We start from the raw sequence: 17,527 nt of genomic DNA on the forward strand, positions 1-17,527 counted from the left end.
GTCATTTCGTCTTGCAAGCGGCAAGCTGTGCAAGCCGCATGCCATTGTCAGGCCTGGTAGGTGACCTTGCCACCGCAGACCGTCGTCACCGGCCGCAGCTTGTGCAGATCGGCCGGCGCCGTCTTCTCGATATCGGCCGACAAAACCACCAGATCCGCCATATAGCGGGGTTTCAGAACGCCTTTGCGATGCTCGGCGAATTCGGCATAGGCGCCCTCGACCGTGTAGGCGGCAATCGCTTCCTGCAGCGAGAAACTCTGGTCAGGATCGCCTTCTGCCCATGGTTTGCGCTGCACTGCCGCCTGAATGCTCAGGATCGGGTCGATCGCCGCCACCGGCCAGTCCGAGGCGAACACGACATGGGCGCCGGCGCTTTTCAGGGTGCGCCAGGCATAGCTCAGCGGCCAGCGGGCCGGTCCGATGCGTGACACCGTCGGCTCCAGTGGAAAATCCATGGCGCCGGGCGGATGCGACGGCTGCATCGAGGCGATGACGCCGAGTTCGGCAAAACGCGGCACGTCGGCTGCTGTGGTGACCTCGATGTGCTCAACCCTGTGCCGGCTGTCGCGCTTGCCATTGAGCTTCTGCGCCGCCTCGTAACCGTCGAGCACTGCGCGCACCGCGCCGTCACCGATCGAGTGCACCGCGATCTGCAGCCCGCGTTTGTCGATAGCCACGGCGAGATCGATAAATTGCTGCGGCGTAAACAGCGGCTCGCCGACCCAGTCGGGACGATCCGCATAGGGTTCGACCATAACAGCGGTCCAGGAATCGAGCACGCCGTCATAGAACACCTTGACCATGCCCGATGACAGCCACTCGCTGTCGTAGCGCTCGGCCATGACGGACGCCTTCTCGAGCATGTCGAGCGTCATGAAATTCTTGTAGTGGAACGGGATCTTGACGCGGCAGGGCAGGCCTTCCTCGGCCTCGATCTCGGAAAGCAATTCGAGCTGGTAGAGATTGCCGTCCATGTTCTGGATCGAGGTGATGCCGTGGCGCGCGCACCAGGCAAGTCCGCGCCGCATGATGTCACGGTCAGCGGCCCGCTCGGCGGCCGACGGCATTGGGTCGGGCTCGCCGCCGGTCGACAGCCCCAGCCGCACCCGGCTTTCGCCGGCAAGGTCGAGCACCGGACCGAAGGCCTCGCCCTCGCGCAATTCGCCCGCGGCCAGGCCGTCGTCACCCATCACGATCTCGTTGCCCGGACCGAGCGTGCGTCCCTTCAGGATGCCGGCCATCTCCAACGCCTTGGTGTTGGCCCACATCGTATGGTGGTCGGGCGCCGCCATGCAGAAGGGGCGGTCGGGCAGGATGGCGTCGAGATGATGGCGTGTCACCCGCTCGTCGCCGAGCACGGTGTAGTCGACGCCCTGGCCCACAAGCATTTTCGCCTCGGGCCGCGTCGTTGCGTAGTCGCGGATGGCGCTTTGAAGCGCCTCGAAGCCATGGATACCGCCGAGTTGAAGATGCGCGAGCTCGGCCCCTCCCGAGAACAGATGCATGTGGGCTTCGATGAAACCGGGCAGGACCGAACCGCCCTTGGCGTCGATCACCTCTGTGGTCGTTCCCTTGAGTTTTTCGATGGCGGCGTGGTTGCCTATGGCGATGATGGCGCCGTCCTTGACGGCAATCGCCTCGGCGGCGGGATTGTCATCGTCCATGGTCCGCACGCGACCATTGATGACGATCAGATCAGCATTTTGACCCGCACCCGTGACAGACATCGCGACTCCGCGCTTTTGACGACTGGCTGAGACCGACAACCCTCTAGTCCGACAAGCTGCCACTCCGCTGGAGCGGCGTTATCGGACGAAAACTGATGCCGGTGCGCTGTTTCGAAATTCCCCTTGTGATCTCTCAAAACAGCGTGGATAAAAGAATGCGACTAATTATTCGCGTTTGTCAACGTGCCGAATTTCGAATGTATTGTGGACAACACACCACGCCAATGTTGAGACCGGGACCTGTGTTGAACCGGCAGGGAACGAAGGCATCAATCCGTGAAGCGCAGTCTCAGCCGCGAAACCAGGATGGCGCTCGAACCGCGCAAGCAGCCGCGGCAGGAACGGTCGAGCAAGGTCGTCGACAGGATACTCGACGCTGCGCTGACCCTGACGCGGGAGCAAGGAACCAAGACGCCGACGACGCTCGCCATTGCCCGCCGCGCGGGCCTGTCGGTCGGTTCGGTCTACCAGTACTTTCCCAACAAGGAAGCCATTCTCCTCGACCTCGCCCGGCGCTGGCTGTCGTCGTTTCCCGAGGTGATCGCCAGGCGCATCGAGGTCACCCCACCCACCAACCGCGACGAGTTTCGGCAGGAGGTGCGCAAGCTCTTCATCGATACCTCCAGAATATATCTCGAAAACGCCACCCTGATGCCGGTGATCGAGGCGATATCCGGCAATGCCGACCTCAGGCCGATCCAGGACGAATATGACGAGCAGATCATCGCGCTTTACGCCGCGTGGCTGCAGCATGTGAACCCGGCCCTTGAGGACAAGATCGCCAGCCGGCTCGGCGTGCTGATGATGGATGTCGGGCACGCCTGCCGGCTTGTGGGGCTGAAAAGAGACCGAAAGACATACGACCTCATCGAGGACGATGTGGAAAGAATGTGGCTCGCTCTGGTCACCCCCTATCTCAACCTTGACTGATTTCGCTATTTCGAGAGGAATTTCATGAAGACTGTCTATTCGCCGCTTCATGCCGGCCATGCCGGCCAGATGGAACTGGTGACATCAGCCATCGTGCCGGGTTTCGAAAAGCCGTCGCGGGCCGAGTTCATCAGGGCGCGGGTCGAGAGCGAGAAGCTTGGGCCGATCCTCGGACCGGTCGAGCATGATCTCACCGCCGCCAAGCGCATCCACAAGGCCGACTATATCGACTTCCTGCCAACCGTCTGGCCGGCGTGGAAGGCCGCCGGCCTCGATGGCACGGCTATGCCGTTCACCTGGCCGACGCGCGGCCTGCGCGGCGACGTGCCACCCAAGCGCGTCGACGCCTTGCTCGGCTATTACTCCTTCGACGCCGGCGCCACCTTCGTCGAAGGCACATGGACCGCCATCAAATCGTCCTATGACGCGGCGCTGACGGCGGCGGCCTTGGTCAAGGGTGGCGAGCGGTCGGCCTTCGCGCTTTGCCGCCCGCCCGGCCATCACGCCGGTGCCGGGTTCATGGGCGGCTACTGCTACATCAACAATGCTGCGGTCGCCGCGCAGTGGTTCCTCGACCAGGGCGCCGAACGCGTCTCGATCCTCGACGTCGACTACCACCACGGCAATGGCACGCAGGAGATCTTCTATGAACGCGCCGACGTGCAGGTTCTCAACCTGCATGGCGATCCCATGGTCGAGTATCCGTTCTTCCTCGGCCATGCCGATGAACGCGGCGCCGGCGCCGGCGAAGGTTTCAACGTCAACTATCCCATGCCCTTCGGCACCAATTGGGACGCCTGGAACGCCTCGCTGGAGGATGCCTGCGTCAAGCTCGCCGCCTACGCCCCCGATATCGTCATCGTCTCCCTTGGCGTCGACACCTTCGAGAAGGACCCGATCAGCCAGTTCAAGCTGAAAAGCCCGGACTATCCGAAGATCGGCCGGCGCATGGCCAAGCTCGGCCTGCCGACGCTGTTCGTGATGGAAGGCGGCTACGCCGTCGAGGAGATCGGCATCAACGCCGTCGGCGTGCTCACCGGCTTCGAGGACAAATAGGAAAGCAATTCCAGGATAAGTGTGAGGCGGTTTTCCGGCCGGATTGCGCCAAAGAGATATGGGGCGGCTCCGGCCGCCCCGACCATCTAGGCGGCCGCAGCCGGGTTAGGTGCAACCACCGGAACGGCTGGCCTTCGCGACCGGCCGATGCGGTAGACAATCACCGCCGCAATCACGCCTGCCGCCAGGATGGCGAGCGCCAGCAACGGCCGGTACCAGAACCAGGCAATCGCGATCGTCACCGTGCCGACCAGGATCGCCAGAACGAAGGCGATGATGCCGGTGCCCATCCGCGCCATGCTGCCGAGGAAGGGTATGACGTCGAGGATCACCCCGATCGGGCTGAGGAACAGCGCAAAGCCTATGGTCAGCAACAGCAAGCCGGCGCCGCGCAGCAGCCAGGTGATCAGCGTGTTGGCGCTGACGGCGTCGGCGAACATCTTTTCGGCCGGGACGTTGCCGGTGTCGACCATCAGCAGCGCATCGCCGGCTTGCGTCTGGTAGGGCTCGAAGCGGCTGTCGGCCTGGCGCGCGATGATGCTGATCACGCCCAGCGGCGCCAGTTCGTAGCCGATTCGATAGTCACCCAAAGCGGGCGTCGTGTTGTCATTGCCGAGAAAAATCTTGCCATCGACGATGCTGAGCGGTTTCGTTCCGGTATAGGCAGCCTTTATCGCCGCCGACTGGTCGGCTGAGAGCGAATAGTCCTTGTCACCCTCGATACGGTCCAGCACTGGCGTATCGAGATCGAAGGCGACAAGCTTGCCCTCAGGAATCTGGAAGGTCCGGCCGTGGATTTCCATCGGCGGATTCTGGTGGCCGTCCGGCTTCTTGAAGTCCGACGAGTCGATCTGGCTGTCGTCCCACACCTTGGAATAGCTGTAGGTGGTCACCGTCTCTTCGCCACCGCCGAGCTTCTTCGTCGTCTCCGACTTGGACTCTTCCTTCCACTGATACATCTCGACGCTCCGCGACAGCCGCAGCCCTTGCGCCGCAATGCCGAAATCCGGATCCGCCAGGCCGCTGTCCGCCGTTACCGGTCCGCTGACATGAACCAGCTTGCCGTCATTGGCGGTATCGACGCTGTCGGCGCCGACCGAAACCACCGCTCCAGAACCTTCGGCCAGCGAGCGCGCCGTCTGCACGGCGCGGCCTTCGTTCCAGAACAGCCCGATCACCATCAGCACGATCAGCATAAGGCCGAAGATGACCCCGCCGACCGCACGCTTGATCCGGCCGAACCACGAGACGGATGTGACTTCCCGAAATGAATCGCTCATCGTTTCCCCCGAAACAAAGTTGCCCAAGATTTAAACGCGGCCGGCGGCCGCGTCGTATCGATCAGTCGGCGTGGATCTGCGCGCCGCAGTCCCTACCGCCTGTACAGGAATGCACCGCCCGTGTCGTGCCGCCATCGCCGACCCGCCATGGCGATGCGGAGAGCGGCGCCTGGCGATTGCCTCCGAGAAGATCGAGCGCCCGCATCGCCGTCTCTTCGCCGACCTCGTCACGCTTGACGATCTCGACGTCCTTGAGGCCGATCGCGGCAAGCTGCGGCATCACCACATCGGGGTCGCCCGCCACCACGATCAGCGACGGATCGAGCGACGCCAGGGCCAGCGCCTGTTTCTGAACCGCATCGAGCGTCAGCTTTGTGCGCGCCGCCATGCGGGTTTGCTGGTCCTCCAGCGTCGATCCGCTGCCGACCGCGCCAATCAGCGAGGAGAACAGACCAGCCGACGTCTCGGCCGATCCAGCCAGCGCCCGGCGATAGACGGTCACCGTGCGGTCGACCTCGTCCTGCGCTACCGGCAAGGTTGTCAGGCCGGCAAATCCTTTCAGGATTTCGGTAATCGCCGGCCCGGTGTTGGCGCGCTCGACGGTGGTTGCCACGACCAATCCCGAGCCGGCCTTCATCGGGCTCATCAGATAGCTCGACACGCCATAGGAGTAGCCCTTCTCCTCGCGGATCACCGAATTCAGCCGGCTGGAGAAATCGGCGCCAAGCAGGTTGGAGACCGCGGTCGATTCAGCGCGCTCGCTCTCGTCGGTGCCGGGCGCCGGCCGCGCCACGAACAGCGCCGACTGGCTGGCGCCGGGTTCGGGCACCAGCAGCACTTTCTGTCCCCCGTTGAAATGCGCCGCCGGCGACGGCTCGACGGCATAGCCGGCGGTGTCGCTTGTCCACGCGCCAAATGCTTTTTCAAGGCTGGCGGCGACGGTCGCGACCGGCATCGGGCCGACGCTGTAGAAGGTCACCGCCTTCGGCGTGAACTCCGCCTTGAATGCGTCCCTCGCCTCGTCGAGCGAGATCGAGGCCAGCGCCTTTGCCGACCAGTCCACCGCTGCCTTGCCCGGCACCTGCGGGATCAGCGTCGCCTTTGCCATGCGGCCGGCAACGCCGGGCAGATCCGCCTCGCGGCCGTTTAGCCAGTCGACTGTCTGCGCCATCAGCACCGTCCATTCGGTCTTGTCGAAACGAGGCTTCAGCACCGCGTCGGCGAGCAGGCCAATACCCTGGTCGAGCTTTTCCGGCGGCACGCCGAGCGTCATCATCGTGGTCAGCGTTCCGGCCTGGTGGCCGACGCCGGCGCCGATGTCGCTGGCCGCCTTGGCGAAATCAGCCGAGCCGCGATCGGCGGCCCCGCGTGTCGCCATGCTTGCTGCAAGCTCCAGCAATCCCTCCTTGCCTTCCGGCACGCTGTTCCAGCCGCCGGCGGCACTGGCCGCGACATAGACCATCGGCGCTTCCGGCATTGTGTAGTGGACGAGTTTGATGCCATTCGAGAGCGTCGCCGTTTCCATGGCGGGCAGTGTTGCCGAAGGCGCTTGCCCGGCCGCATGCTTCGGAATGTCGATCGCCGCTCGCTCCGGCGCGGTGAACGGCTGCGGTGTGCCGGACGAGCCGATCAGTGCATCGGGATAGCCGCCGCGCGGTCCGGGCTTCAGCACCAGCACGCTGGCGTCTTCCGGTTTCAACAGCCGCTTCATCGTGGCCTCGACATCCGCCACGCTGGCGTCCTTCACCCGCGGGTCGTCGACCAGCGCGCTCTGCGCATCGCCGAGCACGTCGGCATTGTAGGAGACGACGCCGGCGCGATCCTTCAGTGCTTCGCTGCCGAGCCGCGCTGCCTGCAAGATGCCCGTGCGCGCACGCTCGACATCGACCGGATCGAGCGGGGTCTTCAGGAAATCCGCGAACGCCGTTTTCATCGCGCTTTCCAGCGCTTCCGGCGCCACACCTTCGGCGGCACCCGCCTCGAAGGTAAAGCGGCCACCGAGCAGACCGCCGGTCCAGCTCGCGCTGGCATAGGTGGCAATGCCCAACTGCGAAACCAGCCGGTTGCGCAAAAATCCATATTCGCCGTTGCCGAGCAGTTCGGCGGCAATGCTGAGCGCACCATTGTCGGGCGACTGCGCCACCGGGCCACTGAAGCCGACCACGACGATGGGGCTTGGTACACGATCCTCGAGCACCAGCTTGAGCCGGGCCTGCGTCGGTGCCGGCACGGCGGGCCGCGCCACATCGGCGCCGCGCGCCACGCGGCCGAACGTGTCGGCAATCAGCGCCTTGGTGTCGTCGATCTCCAAGTCGCCGACCAGCACCAGCACCGCATTGTTGGGCAGATAGTAGCTGTTGAAGAAACCCCTGACATCGTCGAGCGTCGCCGCATCAAGATCGGCGACCGAGCCGATGACCATGCGGCTATAGGGATGCGGCTTCGGGAACAGCCCGGACCAGAAAGCTTCCCAGCCGGATGCGCCGGCCTTGTCGAGCACGTTCTGGCGCATCTCGTTCTTGACCACCGAGCGCTGCAGATCGAGCTTGGCCTGAGTCACCGAACGGCCGAGATTGGCCATGCGGTCGGCCTCCAGCGACAGGATCATCGGCAGTGACGACGACAGCCCGTCGACGTAATAAACGGTGCCGTCTTCGGTGGTCCAGGCATTGATCTCGTTGCCGAGCGCGGCGTGCGCGCCGAACACGTTCGGCCAGGCCGGCGTGCCGGAAAACATCAGATGTTCGAACAGATGCGCAAAGCCCGAGCGTCCCGCGGGTTCATTCATCGACCCGACGCGGTAGCGCAGGTTCATCACCACCTTCGGCACGCGATGGTCGGGCACCAGCACCACCTGCAGCCCGTTGTCGAGCGCATAGGTAACGGTCGGCTCAGCCTTGGCGGGCGCTTCCATACCGGCAAGAACCGCAAGCACCACCGTGAACGCCAGGAAAACCTGCTTCATCATGACCCCCGATGCTGATGGCCGCGAGCAAGCGCCGCCAAATCCGCCGTATGACCGAAGGGATGCCCACCCCTGCCGGCTGCCGAGACCCTATCGGAATCGATCGGCCCTCGATACGCAGTATCGCAACACCCTCTGGCTTTTTCGTGTCGGCGTTTCAGGCCTTTTGCGGCGGAAAAGGCCGCGGAAGCCGCCCCTGAGTCGCTTGAGTCCAATAATATTGATTTTGTCAAATCGCGTTTGATGTCGGATTCATCTGCGGGTAGATTAGACCCGAATCAGCCGGTCCTTGGGGGGCGCGGCGACCACCCAAAGTCTCAAGTTCCGGCAAATGACCGGCACCAGACGCGGACGGCTTCGCGTTCCCTGAATGGATTCGGCGATCAGCGCGACCGCCGCGCCGTGTGAGTGCTTCGTAAACGTGATGCGTCTTCAAGTTCGGCCGCTGCTAGCCCCAGCGTCCGGGCTCAAGAAAAGACTCCGGCCATGACATACAACCAAAGCATCCAATGAGCAGTTCCGCCGCGCTTCTCCAATCCGATACGTTAGGCTCGCGCCTTGAATCGCGCGGCGATCTCACCTCCTTTTTCATGCAGCTTGCCGCCGAGATCGGCGCCGACAGCTACATGCTCGTCGCCATCGTCCACGACCAAGATCGCAACGACGCCCGCATCGTCTCATCCAACTGGATCTTCGACGCCATTGAACTGATCGGCAAGCGGCTGATCGCCGGCCTTGCCCAGGGACCGCTGACCGTTGCACCTGGCATCCGCCCGAGGCCACTGGTCGCCGCCGCGGCGCCCGACGCCGGCGGACTGCTCACCGGCGAAGAGGCGCGCCTGCTCGACGTGCTTGGCCATGCCGAAGTCTATTCACTGCGGCTCAATGTCGGTCGCCAGCGGCTGTTTGCGCTTTTCTCGGCGGCCGAGGCCGGCAGTATCGACCAGCCGGCGCTGATGAAGGCTCAGTTGAAGTGCTGCTACGCGCTGTCCGCTATCCCGCAATTGATCGCCGCCGCCGCCATGCAGGACCCGCTGTCCGACCGTGAGCGCGAATGCCTGTTCTGGGTGTCTGAAGGCAAGACCACCGATGAGGTCGCGGTGATCCTCGGGGTCTCGTCCAACACCGTCAACAGCTACATCACCCACGCCATCCAGAAATTCGCGGCCTCGAACCGCGCGATGGCCATCGCCACGGCGATCAGGAGCGGCATCATTTGAAACACGCTGACATCAAGGCGGCGGCCGAAGCCCTTTTCAACGAGCAGCGCAATCCGTTCGGCGCCTTCTCCATCGGTTCCGAGACGCACCATGCCGTTACCATCCCGGACGCGGTGCGCCGCTGCCGCTGGATCGCCGTCGACATCAACGCGTCGGCGTTTGGCCTCTACTTCGTCAGCCCCTCGCCGGAACGGGCGCGCCTGGTGCCGAGCTTCGATTCCGACTATCCAGCCACCGCGGTGACAACCAAGTTCATTGCCGGCGCCAATGGCGAGGAGATGGTGCGCCACAGCGGCGCTTCGACAGCGCCGCGCTGGTGGGCCGATGACGGCATCGCCGGCTCGGACGCCGTCTTCCAGAACCTCGCCTGGGCGGAGCGGACGGCGCCGCTGGCGCCGGGCACCAACGGCATTGCCTTTCCCGTCCATGCCGATCGCGGCCATTGCGGGCTGGTGGTGTTCCTCGGCTCGACGATCGCTCTGCCGGAGGACACGCTCTACGAAATCCACGCCCGCTGTTTTTCGCTGTTCGCCGCCGTCGCCCGCATTCGTCCGAACGATGCCGGCCGGATGCGGTCGATCTCCAAGCGTGAACTGGAGTGCCTGAAGCTGACCGCCAACGGCAACACCAGCGAAGAGATCGCCAGGCTGCTGAAGCTGTCGGTCCACACCGCCAACCAGTATCTCACCCAGTCGACGCAGAAGCTCAACGCGGTCAACCGCAACCAGGCGGTGGCCAAGGCGCTGCGGCTGGGGCTGATCGAGTGATCGCGTCTGGCAGTTGGAGTAAGACAAAAGATCAGCGATAGGCGAGCGGCTCGGTCCTGCGGATTCGCGCCTCTTCGATCACCGTCTCCAGCAAAGCGGTGTTGTGCTCGGGGTCTTCCCCGGGCTTTTCGAACGACACATAGTTGACCGCGACCGAAGACCTCTCCTCGCTCAGCGTCAGCTGGAAATAGACGGTGACGCCCGGCGGCCGAAGCTCGAGATCGAGCACGATGCGCGGGCTGCCGCTCCAGTCGACATGTGCCTCTCCGCCATGGCCGAGCCTGAGCGTGCCTGGGAGGAAAAAAAGCTCCACAGCCGAATCCACCAGATCCGACAGGCAAGCGAAATGCTCGAGCCGGATGAAGGCGATGTAGTCGGCGACGTCGATCAGCCGCAACTCGTCGACCACCTGCTCGATGGCCTTGGCGACGATGAGTTCGCGGGATTTTGCGTGCGGTTGGCGGTTCATGAAATTTGTCTCCGCTCAGCCTTTTTGGAGTAGACGATCCGCACCAGTTCGGCGACGGCCTGGTAGAATTGCGACGGGATCACGCTATCAACCGAAACTTGCTTGTACATGGAGCGGGCGAGCGCCACGTCCTCGAAGATCGGGATGTTGTGCTCCTTGGCAATCTCGCGAATCTTGAGCGCCACAAGGTCCTGGCCCTTGGCCAGCACCATGGGTGCTGAATCCTCGTCGCGGACATATCTGAGCGCGATGGAAAAGTGCGTCGGATTGGCGATGATCAGCGTCGCGCGCGGCACCGCCGTCATCATCCGCTTGCGCGCCCGGTCGCGCGCCAGCGAGCGCAGCCGCGACTTGATGATCGGGTCGCCCTCGGACTGCTTGAACTCGTCCTTGACCTCCTGCTTGGTCATCCGCAGATCCTGCTTCCAATGGAAGCGCGACCAGACGACGTCGACCGCCGCGATCAGCCCCATGACGAAGACGATCGCCACCAATATGTCGACGGTGATGCTTTTGATGACGAGGCCGAAAGCGACGGGGTTGGTGATCATGCCGGCCAGGAGCTGGCGGTAGTCCTGCGACAGCGTGAAGTAGAGCACGATACTGGCGAAGCCGAGCTTGCCCAGCGATTTCAGGAATTCTACCCAGCCCTGAATACCGAACATCCTGGTCCAGCCCTTAGCTATCGAGATGCGCGACAGTTGCGGCCGGATCCGCTCGCCGACGACTTGCGGCATGTTCTGCAGCACCGAGGCGCCGATGCCGGCCACCACCAGCAGCACCAGCAGGCTGACGACGGCGTTGCCTATTTCCATCATCACGGTCTTGTAGAGCGCGATGACGTCGGTCTCGGTGTCCATCGGCCACGCCTCGGGCTTTTCCAGGAACATCGACAGGAACATGCCGAGATCAACGACCGCGTCCTTGGCGTAGAAGACGGTGAACACCAGTATGGCGATGAAGGACGCCAGAAGTGCGGCCTCCCTGGAATGGGGCAGCTTGCCCTGTTCGACGGTGTCGCGGATCTTCTTTTCGGTCGCGTCTTCGGTTTTGGAGTCTTTGTCCGCCGCTTCAGCCATTCAGCGCTCGGCGTTAAGCCGCTTCGCTCTGCTGCGATGAGGGCAGTTCGAAAGCCCCCTCGCGCGAAAGCCGGATTGTCGCCACCGCGATGTTCTTGCGCGCCGTCATGATGTCGGCAAGCTGAATGCCTTCCGAGCCCTGTCCGAGCTCGGACTCGATCATGCGCCGCGACCGTGCGCCGATCGCCGAGAGCGCCGATTCCGTCAATGCGGGTGCTGCACCGCGCAGCGCCAGCGTAATCAGTTCGGTCGACAGCCCGTCGAACAGAAGCACCCGCGCCTTCTGCGTCAAAAGCGGCAGATCGTCGAAGGCAAACAACCTGGAGCGGACACCGCCGAGGTCCGGCGTGCCGGCCTCTTCCAGATCCTGCATGACCTCTTCCAACTGAGGCTTGTCCATCTCGTTGAGCATACTGGCGACGCGCGCCTGTCCCGCCGAGATGTCCTTGGTCGCTGTCTGCGCCAGCACGCTGGCGCGCAGCTGGTTCTCGATGATCCTGGTCGCCGCGTCCGGAATGGTCGCCATCGTCACCATGCGCTTGATGATCTGGCTGCGCATCGGCTTTTCCATCGTCAGCAGAATGTTGGCGGCGGCCTGCGGCGCAAGCTTCGACAGCACCATGGCCGCGGTCTGGGGATGCTCGGCGGCAAGGAACGTGCCCAGACGCGTCGGCTCGAGCTTTTCCAGCTCCGGCCAGATCGGCGGTGGTCCTTCCGGCGCAACCTCGAAGCGCTTGTCGCCCATGATGGCGCTCATCTCTTCGGGCGACAGCGATTCATTGAGGATCGTGTCCATCCGGTCGGCGGAATCGAGCAGGCCCGCACCTTCGGTGAACTCGGCCTCGAATTCGGCAACGATGCGTTCGAGGTCGCTTTGCGGAATGGTGCGCAGCAGCCGCGCCCCTTCGATCAGTGCCTTCAGTTCTTCTTGCTTGAAGAATTTCAGCAGCCGGCTGGCCGAAGGCTTGCCCATCGCCACCAGGATGGCGGCGGCCTTTTGTGGGCGCGTGAGCGTCACCGGCGTCGTCATGGCATAAGCTCCGATCGCTGCTGAGACCGCATGTCGTCTAATCCTCAGGCGCTCTTGGCGGCAGCGATGATTTCGGTCAACCTGATGCCAAAGCGCGACGGATCGCTTTCCAGCACGGTGATTTCGCCGCGCGCGATCTTGCGGCCGTTGACCACGACATCGACCGGTTCGCCGATGCGCCGGTTGAGCGCCACCGTCGAGCCCTTCTGCAGCGCCATCAGGTCCGACACCGACATTTCCGTGCTGCCGAGGATGATCTGCACATCGACGGGGATGCTCATGATGATGTTCGAATTGGCGCCGGACGTGGCAGCCCGCAAGGCGGCGCCGGGGCGCTTTTCCTCCTCCTGGAGGACACCGCGCAATTCCTCGATGGCGCGGTCGAGCTGTTCGTCCGGCTGGTCGATATTGGCTTCCACCTTGGTCTTGGCCATCACTCGTCTCCAGATGCTTGGGCTTGCCCGGCGTCAGCCCGGCATGAGCCCATCGATAAAATCCTGACCGGCATCGTAAGGATGCCTGATCCGGACGGTGTAGTTCTGCCCGAGTTTACCGAACTCGCAGACAAACAGCGTCTTGTCGCGCGCGCTCAGCTTGGCTTGGGACTGCGCCGTCTCCTCGAGCTCGATGATCTGGCCCGGCTCGAAGCCGGCGAGGTCGCCGAGCGTCAGGCGGGCCAGCGGCATGGTCGCTTCGAGCGTCACCGTCGAGCGCATCACTTCTTCGGAAAAACGTGCCCGCCAGTCGGAGGTCGTGCCTTCGCTGTCGTGGACATCGGCGATACCGCGTGTGGCCAGCAGGATGCGCTGCGGGATCATCACCGTTACCGTTCCGCTGTCGGTCGGCGTCGAGATGCCGAAGACGATGCGCACCGCCGCGCCATCGCGCAGCACGCGGCGCTTGGCTTCGCTGCCCGAAAGCGCCCGCGGCACCGGCAGCCGCAGCTCGAGCGAGCGCCGGCCCGATCCGTTCAACGCCTGCGCAACTTCCTGAAAGACCGTGGTCGCGACATCGGTCTCGATCTGCGACAGAGCGCGCTCGATCGGCGAAACCGGCTGATCCGGATCGCCGCCGAACAGCGCGCACACCATCACGGCGATGGCCGGCGCATCAGCCACCAGCGTCATCGCATCCGAAGACGTCGGCGATGCTATGATGGCCATGGCAAAGGCATCGCCGGCATTCGTGCGGGCATCGGGAACACGGCTGATCTCGACCGTGCGCAGGTCGACGGTGACCGGTGCACCGAGCTCGCCGGCCAGGCTCTTCTGCAGCAGCGGCAGTGCGCGCTCCCCCATCGAGCGCCCGGTGCCGATGACGTGAGCGGCCTCACCGCTGTCACCGACCAGACGCTCAATGATCAGCGAGCGGGCTTGCGAGGGGCTGCCAGGACTTGTCATGACGGCGTGCGGTCCTGTCTGTCGTCATGCATGGCTCAAGCCGCTTTCTTCTCGGCGGAAGCTGTGTTCATCGTGCTTTGCTCGACGGCATCGATCGTCGGCCGCTCATAGGACGAGATGGTCTTGCGGCCGAACTCGATCGCCACCTGCGGCAGAGCGCCGTTCATGTAGGCAAGCAGCGTCTGCTTGACGATGATATAGAGGCGGTTCTTCTTCTCGCGCACCGTCTTGATCTTGGTGGCGACCGGCCCGACCACTGCATAGGACAGGAAGATGCCGAGGAAGGTTCCGACAAGGGCGGCGCCGATCAGGCCGCCGAGGATTTCGGGCGACTGGTCGAGCGCGCCCATCGCCTTGACCACGCCGAGCACGGCGGCGACGATGCCGAGCGCCGGCAGACCATCGCCCACCGCCACCAGCGCATGGTAAGCCTTCATCTTGTCGGACTTGATGGTCTGGATTTCCTCGTCCATCAGCGCCTCGATCTCATGCGAGCGGGCATTGCCGATGATGATGATGCGGCAGTAGTCGCAGATGAAATTCGTCAGGTCGTGGTTCTTGAGCACGGTCGGGAACGCCTGGAAGATTGCCGACTCCTCCGGATTGTCGATATGCGCCTCGACCTCGCTGCGCGACTTCGAGCGCAGTTCGCGCATCAGGCTGTGCAGCACGCCCAGCGTCTCCAGATAGTCGCGCTCTTTCGGCACCGCCTGCTTGAACGCTTCGAGGATACCCCTGCCGGTGTCCTTGACCGTCTTCATCGGGTTGGCGACGAGAAAGGTTCCAAGTGCGGCGCCACAGATGACCACCGCTTCCCAAGGCTGCATCAGCACATGCAGATGGCCGCCCATCGCCATGAAGCCGCCGAGAACACAGCCGAGCGTCACCACAAGTCCGATCAGAATGCCCACGCCAGATCCTTCCGCATCACGTCAGGCCTAACCGATAGCCCCCGTGCCTTGTGTGAGGCTTGAATCATGCAAGGTGAGGCGATTCAGCCTCGCGCAAGCAAGTCCGCATAGTCTTGCTTTTGAAGCTGCGACCGGAGGCATGTCGTGTTGAGCACTTTTACCAGCTACCAGCTCATCGCCAGAGACATCCCCAAGGCGATCGACCGCATCGAGGCGGAGCCGATCACCAAGCGCGACACCGACTACTATCTCGCGAACATCGGCAGCGTGAAATCGATCGACGATTTCGTCAAGAACGACCGGCTGTTCAAATATGCCATGAAAGCCTTCGGTCTCGGCGACATGGCTTACGCCAAGGCCTTCATGGTCAAAGCCCTGAAGGAAGGGGTGTCGGATTCCGACAGCTTCGCCAACAAACTGAGCGACAAGCGTTATGCCGAGTTCGTGTCGGCCTTCAATTTCGCCGCACTTGGCGCTAATGCCACGAGCTACAATTCGGCACAGCAGGGCGTGACCAACAATTATGGTCTCCAGGTCTCGGTCGGCCCTTCGCAGAACGGCTTCACCTACTACAAGGGCGAAACCTCGTACTACCTGAGCAACATTTCCAACGTAAAATCGATCGACGACCTGATGGGCAACGATCGCCTGCTCACCTATGCGATGGCCGCGTTCGGCCTGGACGCCGACGCCGAGCCGGCTGCGACCGTGCGGGCCATGCTGGAAGGCGGCGTCACCGACCCGAACAGCCCCGCAAACACGTCGACAAACAAGGGCTATGCGGCTTTCGTCGCGGCTTTCGACTTTGCCCAATATGGCGACCAGGCTACGGCGCGCGACGCCGTCCAGCAGGCGGTGCCGAAGGCTGTGATCGGCGGAACCGGACTGTTGCTCGTCAAGCCGACCGCGCAATACATCAAGGGCGAGGCCGACTACTACGCAGCCAACATCTCCAAGGTGAAGTCCATCGAAGACCTGCTGAAGGACAAGCGCCTGCTGACCTTCGCCATGGCTGCCTATGGGCTTGATGCATCGACCCAGACGACGAAGCAGATCCGCACCATGGTCAATGGCGGCGTCACCGATCCGTTGAGTCCCGCCAACCTGTTGACCGACAAGAGCTACGCCAACTTCGTCAGCGCCTTTGATTTTGCCCAGTATGGCGATCAGACGATCACGCGCGACGCGGTGCTGAAGACCACGCCGAAGCTCTACACGACCGAGTCCAGTCTTGGCCTCATCAAGCCGAATGCGGACGCCGTCCAGGCCGAGACCAGCTACTACCTCGCCAACATCACCAAGGTGAAATCGGTCGACGACCTGATGGCCGACAGCCGCCTTTATAACTATGCTCTGTCCGCAAGCGGGCTCGATCCGGCGACCACCAACAAGGATCTCGTCCGTGATGTCCTTGAGGGCGGTGTCCGCGATCCCGCCAGTGTCGCCAACAAGCTCTCCAACAAGGCCTATGCCAGGCTCGCCACCTCGTTGAATTTCGAGGCCTACGGCGAAGCGGCAACGACCCGCAGCCCGTCGCAGCAGCCGGTGGTCGACAAATACATGCGCCAGACCCTGGAAGAAGACGCCGGCAAGACCAATGAGGGCGTGCGGTTGGCGCTCTATTTCGAGCGCAAGGCCTCGACCATCACCAACTGGTACGACGTGCTGGCCGACACGGCCCTGGCCAGCGTGGTACGCACCGCCATCGGCCTGCCCGATTCCTTCGCTGCCGCAGATATCGACAAGCAGGCGCAGGCCTTCGACGCAAAGCTCGACCTCACCGATTTCACCGACCCGGCCAAGCTCGAGAAATTCCTCACCCGCTTCACCAGCCTTTGGGAAATCAATCATCCGACCTCGACCGCCCAGACATCGATCAGTGTGCTGTTTGCGCAGCCGACCACCGTCGGCATCTCGACCGATCTGATGATGGCCATGCAGAAACTGAGATTCTGAGAACACCATGCAGGACAGCCTTTACGTCGCCCTTTCCTCGCAGATCGCGCTTGAGCGCCGTCTCGACACCATCGCCGATAATGTCGCCAACGCCTCGACCATCGGCTTTCGCGCCACCGGCGTGAAGTTCGAGGATGTCGTCTCCGGCAGCGGCCCCAAATCGGTGTCCTTCGCCTCCTCCGGCAAGACCTATTTGTCCGGCGCGCATGGCGCGATGACGCAGACCGGCAACCCGTTCGACTTCGCCGTCCAGGGCGATGCCTGGTTCGGCATCGACACCCCGGCCGGCACCGTGATGACGCGCGACGGACGCTTTTCGATGAACGAGAACGGCGAGTTGATGTCGCTCGAAGGCCATCCGGTGCTCGACGCCGGCGGTGCGCCGATCCAGCTCGACCCGCGCGACGGCCCACCCAAGGCGGGCGCCGACGGCTCGCTGCGCCAGGGCGACAAGCTCGTCGGCGCCATCGGCCTGTTCAATTTCGATCCCGGCCCGAATTTCGTCCGCTACGGCAATTCTGGCATCGTGCCCGCGCGTGCGCCGGAGCCGGTCACCGACCGTTCCGATCTCGGCGTCGCGCAGGGCTATGTCGAGGAATCCAACGTCAATCCGGTGCTGGAGATGACGCGCCTGATCATGGTCCAGCGCGCCTTCGAGAACACGGCGGCGCTGATGCGCCAGACCGATGCCTCGACCGACGACGCCATCAAGACGCTCGGCTCCAAGTCGTAGCAGC

At 63.4% G+C, this 17,527-nt stretch carries 15 protein-coding genes; 6 read left to right on the forward strand and 9 right to left on the reverse strand.

Features of this window, described 5'->3' with window-relative positions:
* Nucleotides 1-47: 47 nt before the first annotated feature.
* Complete coding sequence (locus NKJ64_RS03795; protein WP_352461997.1) at nucleotides 48-1,727, reverse strand: amidohydrolase; 1,680 nt, start codon at nucleotides 1,725-1,727, stop codon at nucleotides 48-50.
* A gap of 276 nt (nucleotides 1,728-2,003) precedes the next feature.
* Between NKJ64_RS03795 and NKJ64_RS03800 the strand changes: the two genes are divergently transcribed.
* Together NKJ64_RS03800 and NKJ64_RS03805 are read left to right on the forward strand one after the other, a co-directional pair.
* On the forward strand, nucleotides 2,004-2,657 hold the full coding sequence (locus NKJ64_RS03800) for a TetR/AcrR family transcriptional regulator (RefSeq protein WP_023714009.1): 654 nt from the start codon (nucleotides 2,004-2,006) through the stop codon (nucleotides 2,655-2,657).
* A gap of 24 nt (nucleotides 2,658-2,681) precedes the next feature.
* The gene (locus tag NKJ64_RS03805; RefSeq protein WP_023733426.1) at nucleotides 2,682-3,713 is read left to right on the forward strand and encodes a histone deacetylase family protein; all 1,032 of its coding nucleotides are present in this window, start codon (nucleotides 2,682-2,684) and stop codon (nucleotides 3,711-3,713) included.
* An 86-nt stretch (nucleotides 3,714-3,799) separates the two neighbouring features.
* Here NKJ64_RS03805 and NKJ64_RS03810 read toward each other — a convergent pair whose 3' ends face one another.
* Nucleotides 3,800-4,993 (reverse strand): TMEM43 family protein, encoded by a 1,194-nt coding sequence (locus NKJ64_RS03810; protein ID WP_023733427.1) that lies wholly within the window; start codon nucleotides 4,991-4,993, stop codon nucleotides 3,800-3,802.
* A 61-nt stretch (nucleotides 4,994-5,054) separates the two neighbouring features.
* Complete coding sequence (locus tag NKJ64_RS03815) at nucleotides 5,055-7,961, reverse strand: M16 family metallopeptidase (protein ID WP_352461999.1); 2,907 nt, start codon at nucleotides 7,959-7,961, stop codon at nucleotides 5,055-5,057.
* 506 nt (nucleotides 7,962-8,467) lie between these two features.
* On the opposite strand from NKJ64_RS03815, the gene NKJ64_RS03820 reads away from it, so the two are divergent.
* Nucleotides 8,468-9,178, forward strand: coding sequence for a helix-turn-helix transcriptional regulator (locus tag NKJ64_RS03820; RefSeq protein WP_023671758.1), 711 nt, complete (start codon nucleotides 8,468-8,470; stop codon nucleotides 9,176-9,178).
* Entirely contained in the window at nucleotides 9,175-9,945 is a 771-nt protein-coding gene (locus NKJ64_RS03825) for a helix-turn-helix transcriptional regulator (RefSeq protein ID WP_023686334.1), read from the forward strand. Before NKJ64_RS03820 ends, NKJ64_RS03825 begins: the two co-directional genes overlap by 4 nt.
* Before the next feature lie 31 nt (nucleotides 9,946-9,976).
* Here NKJ64_RS03825 and NKJ64_RS03830 read toward each other — a convergent pair whose 3' ends face one another.
* Genes NKJ64_RS03830 through motA form a run of 6 tightly spaced genes read right to left on the reverse strand, consistent with a single transcriptional unit; the run spans nucleotide 9,977 to nucleotide 14,834 of the window.
* On the reverse strand, nucleotides 9,977-10,414 hold the full coding sequence (locus tag NKJ64_RS03830) for a BspJ family T4SS effector nucleomodulin (protein WP_023671756.1): 438 nt from the start codon (nucleotides 10,412-10,414) through the stop codon (nucleotides 9,977-9,979).
* Complete coding sequence (gene flhB, locus NKJ64_RS03835; protein WP_023683475.1) at nucleotides 10,411-11,493, reverse strand: flagellar biosynthesis protein FlhB; 1,083 nt, start codon at nucleotides 11,491-11,493, stop codon at nucleotides 10,411-10,413. The genes NKJ64_RS03830 and flhB overlap by 4 nt, the downstream gene beginning before the upstream one ends.
* A gap of 13 nt (nucleotides 11,494-11,506) precedes the next feature.
* Entirely contained in the window at nucleotides 11,507-12,523 is a 1,017-nt protein-coding gene (locus NKJ64_RS03840) for a flagellar motor switch protein FliG (protein WP_352462001.1), read from the reverse strand.
* Nucleotides 12,524-12,567: 44 nt separating this feature from the next.
* A complete protein-coding gene (fliN, locus tag NKJ64_RS03845) occupies nucleotides 12,568-12,957 on the reverse strand; it encodes a flagellar motor switch protein FliN (protein WP_352462002.1) in 390 nt (129 codons plus the stop codon).
* Nucleotides 12,958-12,990: 33 nt separating this feature from the next.
* The gene (locus NKJ64_RS03850) at nucleotides 12,991-13,923 is read right to left on the reverse strand and encodes a FliM/FliN family flagellar motor switch protein (RefSeq protein WP_023703971.1); all 933 of its coding nucleotides are present in this window, start codon (nucleotides 13,921-13,923) and stop codon (nucleotides 12,991-12,993) included.
* A gap of 35 nt (nucleotides 13,924-13,958) precedes the next feature.
* Nucleotides 13,959-14,834 (reverse strand): flagellar motor stator protein MotA, encoded by an 876-nt coding sequence (gene motA / locus NKJ64_RS03855; protein WP_023671751.1) that lies wholly within the window; start codon nucleotides 14,832-14,834, stop codon nucleotides 13,959-13,961.
* 144 nt (nucleotides 14,835-14,978) lie between these two features.
* On the opposite strand from motA, the gene NKJ64_RS03860 reads away from it, so the two are divergent.
* Both NKJ64_RS03860 and flgF read left to right on the forward strand, forming a co-directional pair.
* The gene (locus NKJ64_RS03860) at nucleotides 14,979-16,790 is read left to right on the forward strand and encodes a DUF1217 domain-containing protein (protein ID WP_023710977.1); all 1,812 of its coding nucleotides are present in this window, start codon (nucleotides 14,979-14,981) and stop codon (nucleotides 16,788-16,790) included.
* Between the two features lie 7 nt (nucleotides 16,791-16,797).
* Nucleotides 16,798-17,523, forward strand: a complete 726-nt coding sequence (gene flgF, locus NKJ64_RS03865; RefSeq protein ID WP_023671749.1) for a flagellar basal-body rod protein FlgF — start codon at nucleotides 16,798-16,800, stop codon at nucleotides 17,521-17,523.
* The last annotated feature ends 4 nt before the right edge of the window (nucleotides 17,524-17,527 follow it).

It is taken from the genome of Mesorhizobium sp. M0062 (genome assembly GCF_040323125.1).
Classification (GTDB): domain Bacteria; phylum Pseudomonadota; class Alphaproteobacteria; order Rhizobiales; family Rhizobiaceae; genus Mesorhizobium.

What these genes read in the sequence shown, in the direction of transcription:
- flgF (WP_023671749.1), top strand. Translation starts at nt 16,798, where the DNA reads ATGCAGGACAGCCTTTACGTCGCCCTTTCCTCGCAGATCGCGCTTGAG.
- NKJ64_RS03810 (WP_023733427.1), bottom strand. Translation starts at nt 4,993, where the DNA reads ATGAGCGATTCATTTCGGGAAGTCACATCCGTCTCGTGGTTCGGCCGG.
- NKJ64_RS03850 (WP_023703971.1), bottom strand. Translation starts at nt 13,923, where the DNA reads ATGACAAGTCCTGGCAGCCCCTCGCAAGCCCGCTCGCTGATCATTGAG.
- NKJ64_RS03815 (WP_352461999.1), bottom strand. Translation starts at nt 7,961, where the DNA reads ATGATGAAGCAGGTTTTCCTGGCGTTCACGGTGGTGCTTGCGGTTCTT.
- NKJ64_RS03840 (WP_352462001.1), bottom strand. Translation starts at nt 12,523, where the DNA reads ATGACGACGCCGGTGACGCTCACGCGCCCACAAAAGGCCGCCGCCATC.
- fliN (WP_352462002.1), bottom strand. Translation starts at nt 12,957, where the DNA reads ATGGCCAAGACCAAGGTGGAAGCCAATATCGACCAGCCGGACGAACAG.
- NKJ64_RS03820 (WP_023671758.1), top strand. Translation starts at nt 8,468, where the DNA reads ATGAGCAGTTCCGCCGCGCTTCTCCAATCCGATACGTTAGGCTCGCGC.
- flhB (WP_023683475.1), bottom strand. Translation starts at nt 11,493, where the DNA reads ATGGCTGAAGCGGCGGACAAAGACTCCAAAACCGAAGACGCGACCGAA.
- NKJ64_RS03830 (WP_023671756.1), bottom strand. Translation starts at nt 10,414, where the DNA reads ATGAACCGCCAACCGCACGCAAAATCCCGCGAACTCATCGTCGCCAAG.
- NKJ64_RS03805 (WP_023733426.1), top strand. Translation starts at nt 2,682, where the DNA reads ATGAAGACTGTCTATTCGCCGCTTCATGCCGGCCATGCCGGCCAGATG.
- NKJ64_RS03795 (WP_352461997.1), bottom strand. Translation starts at nt 1,727, where the DNA reads ATGTCTGTCACGGGTGCGGGTCAAAATGCTGATCTGATCGTCATCAAT.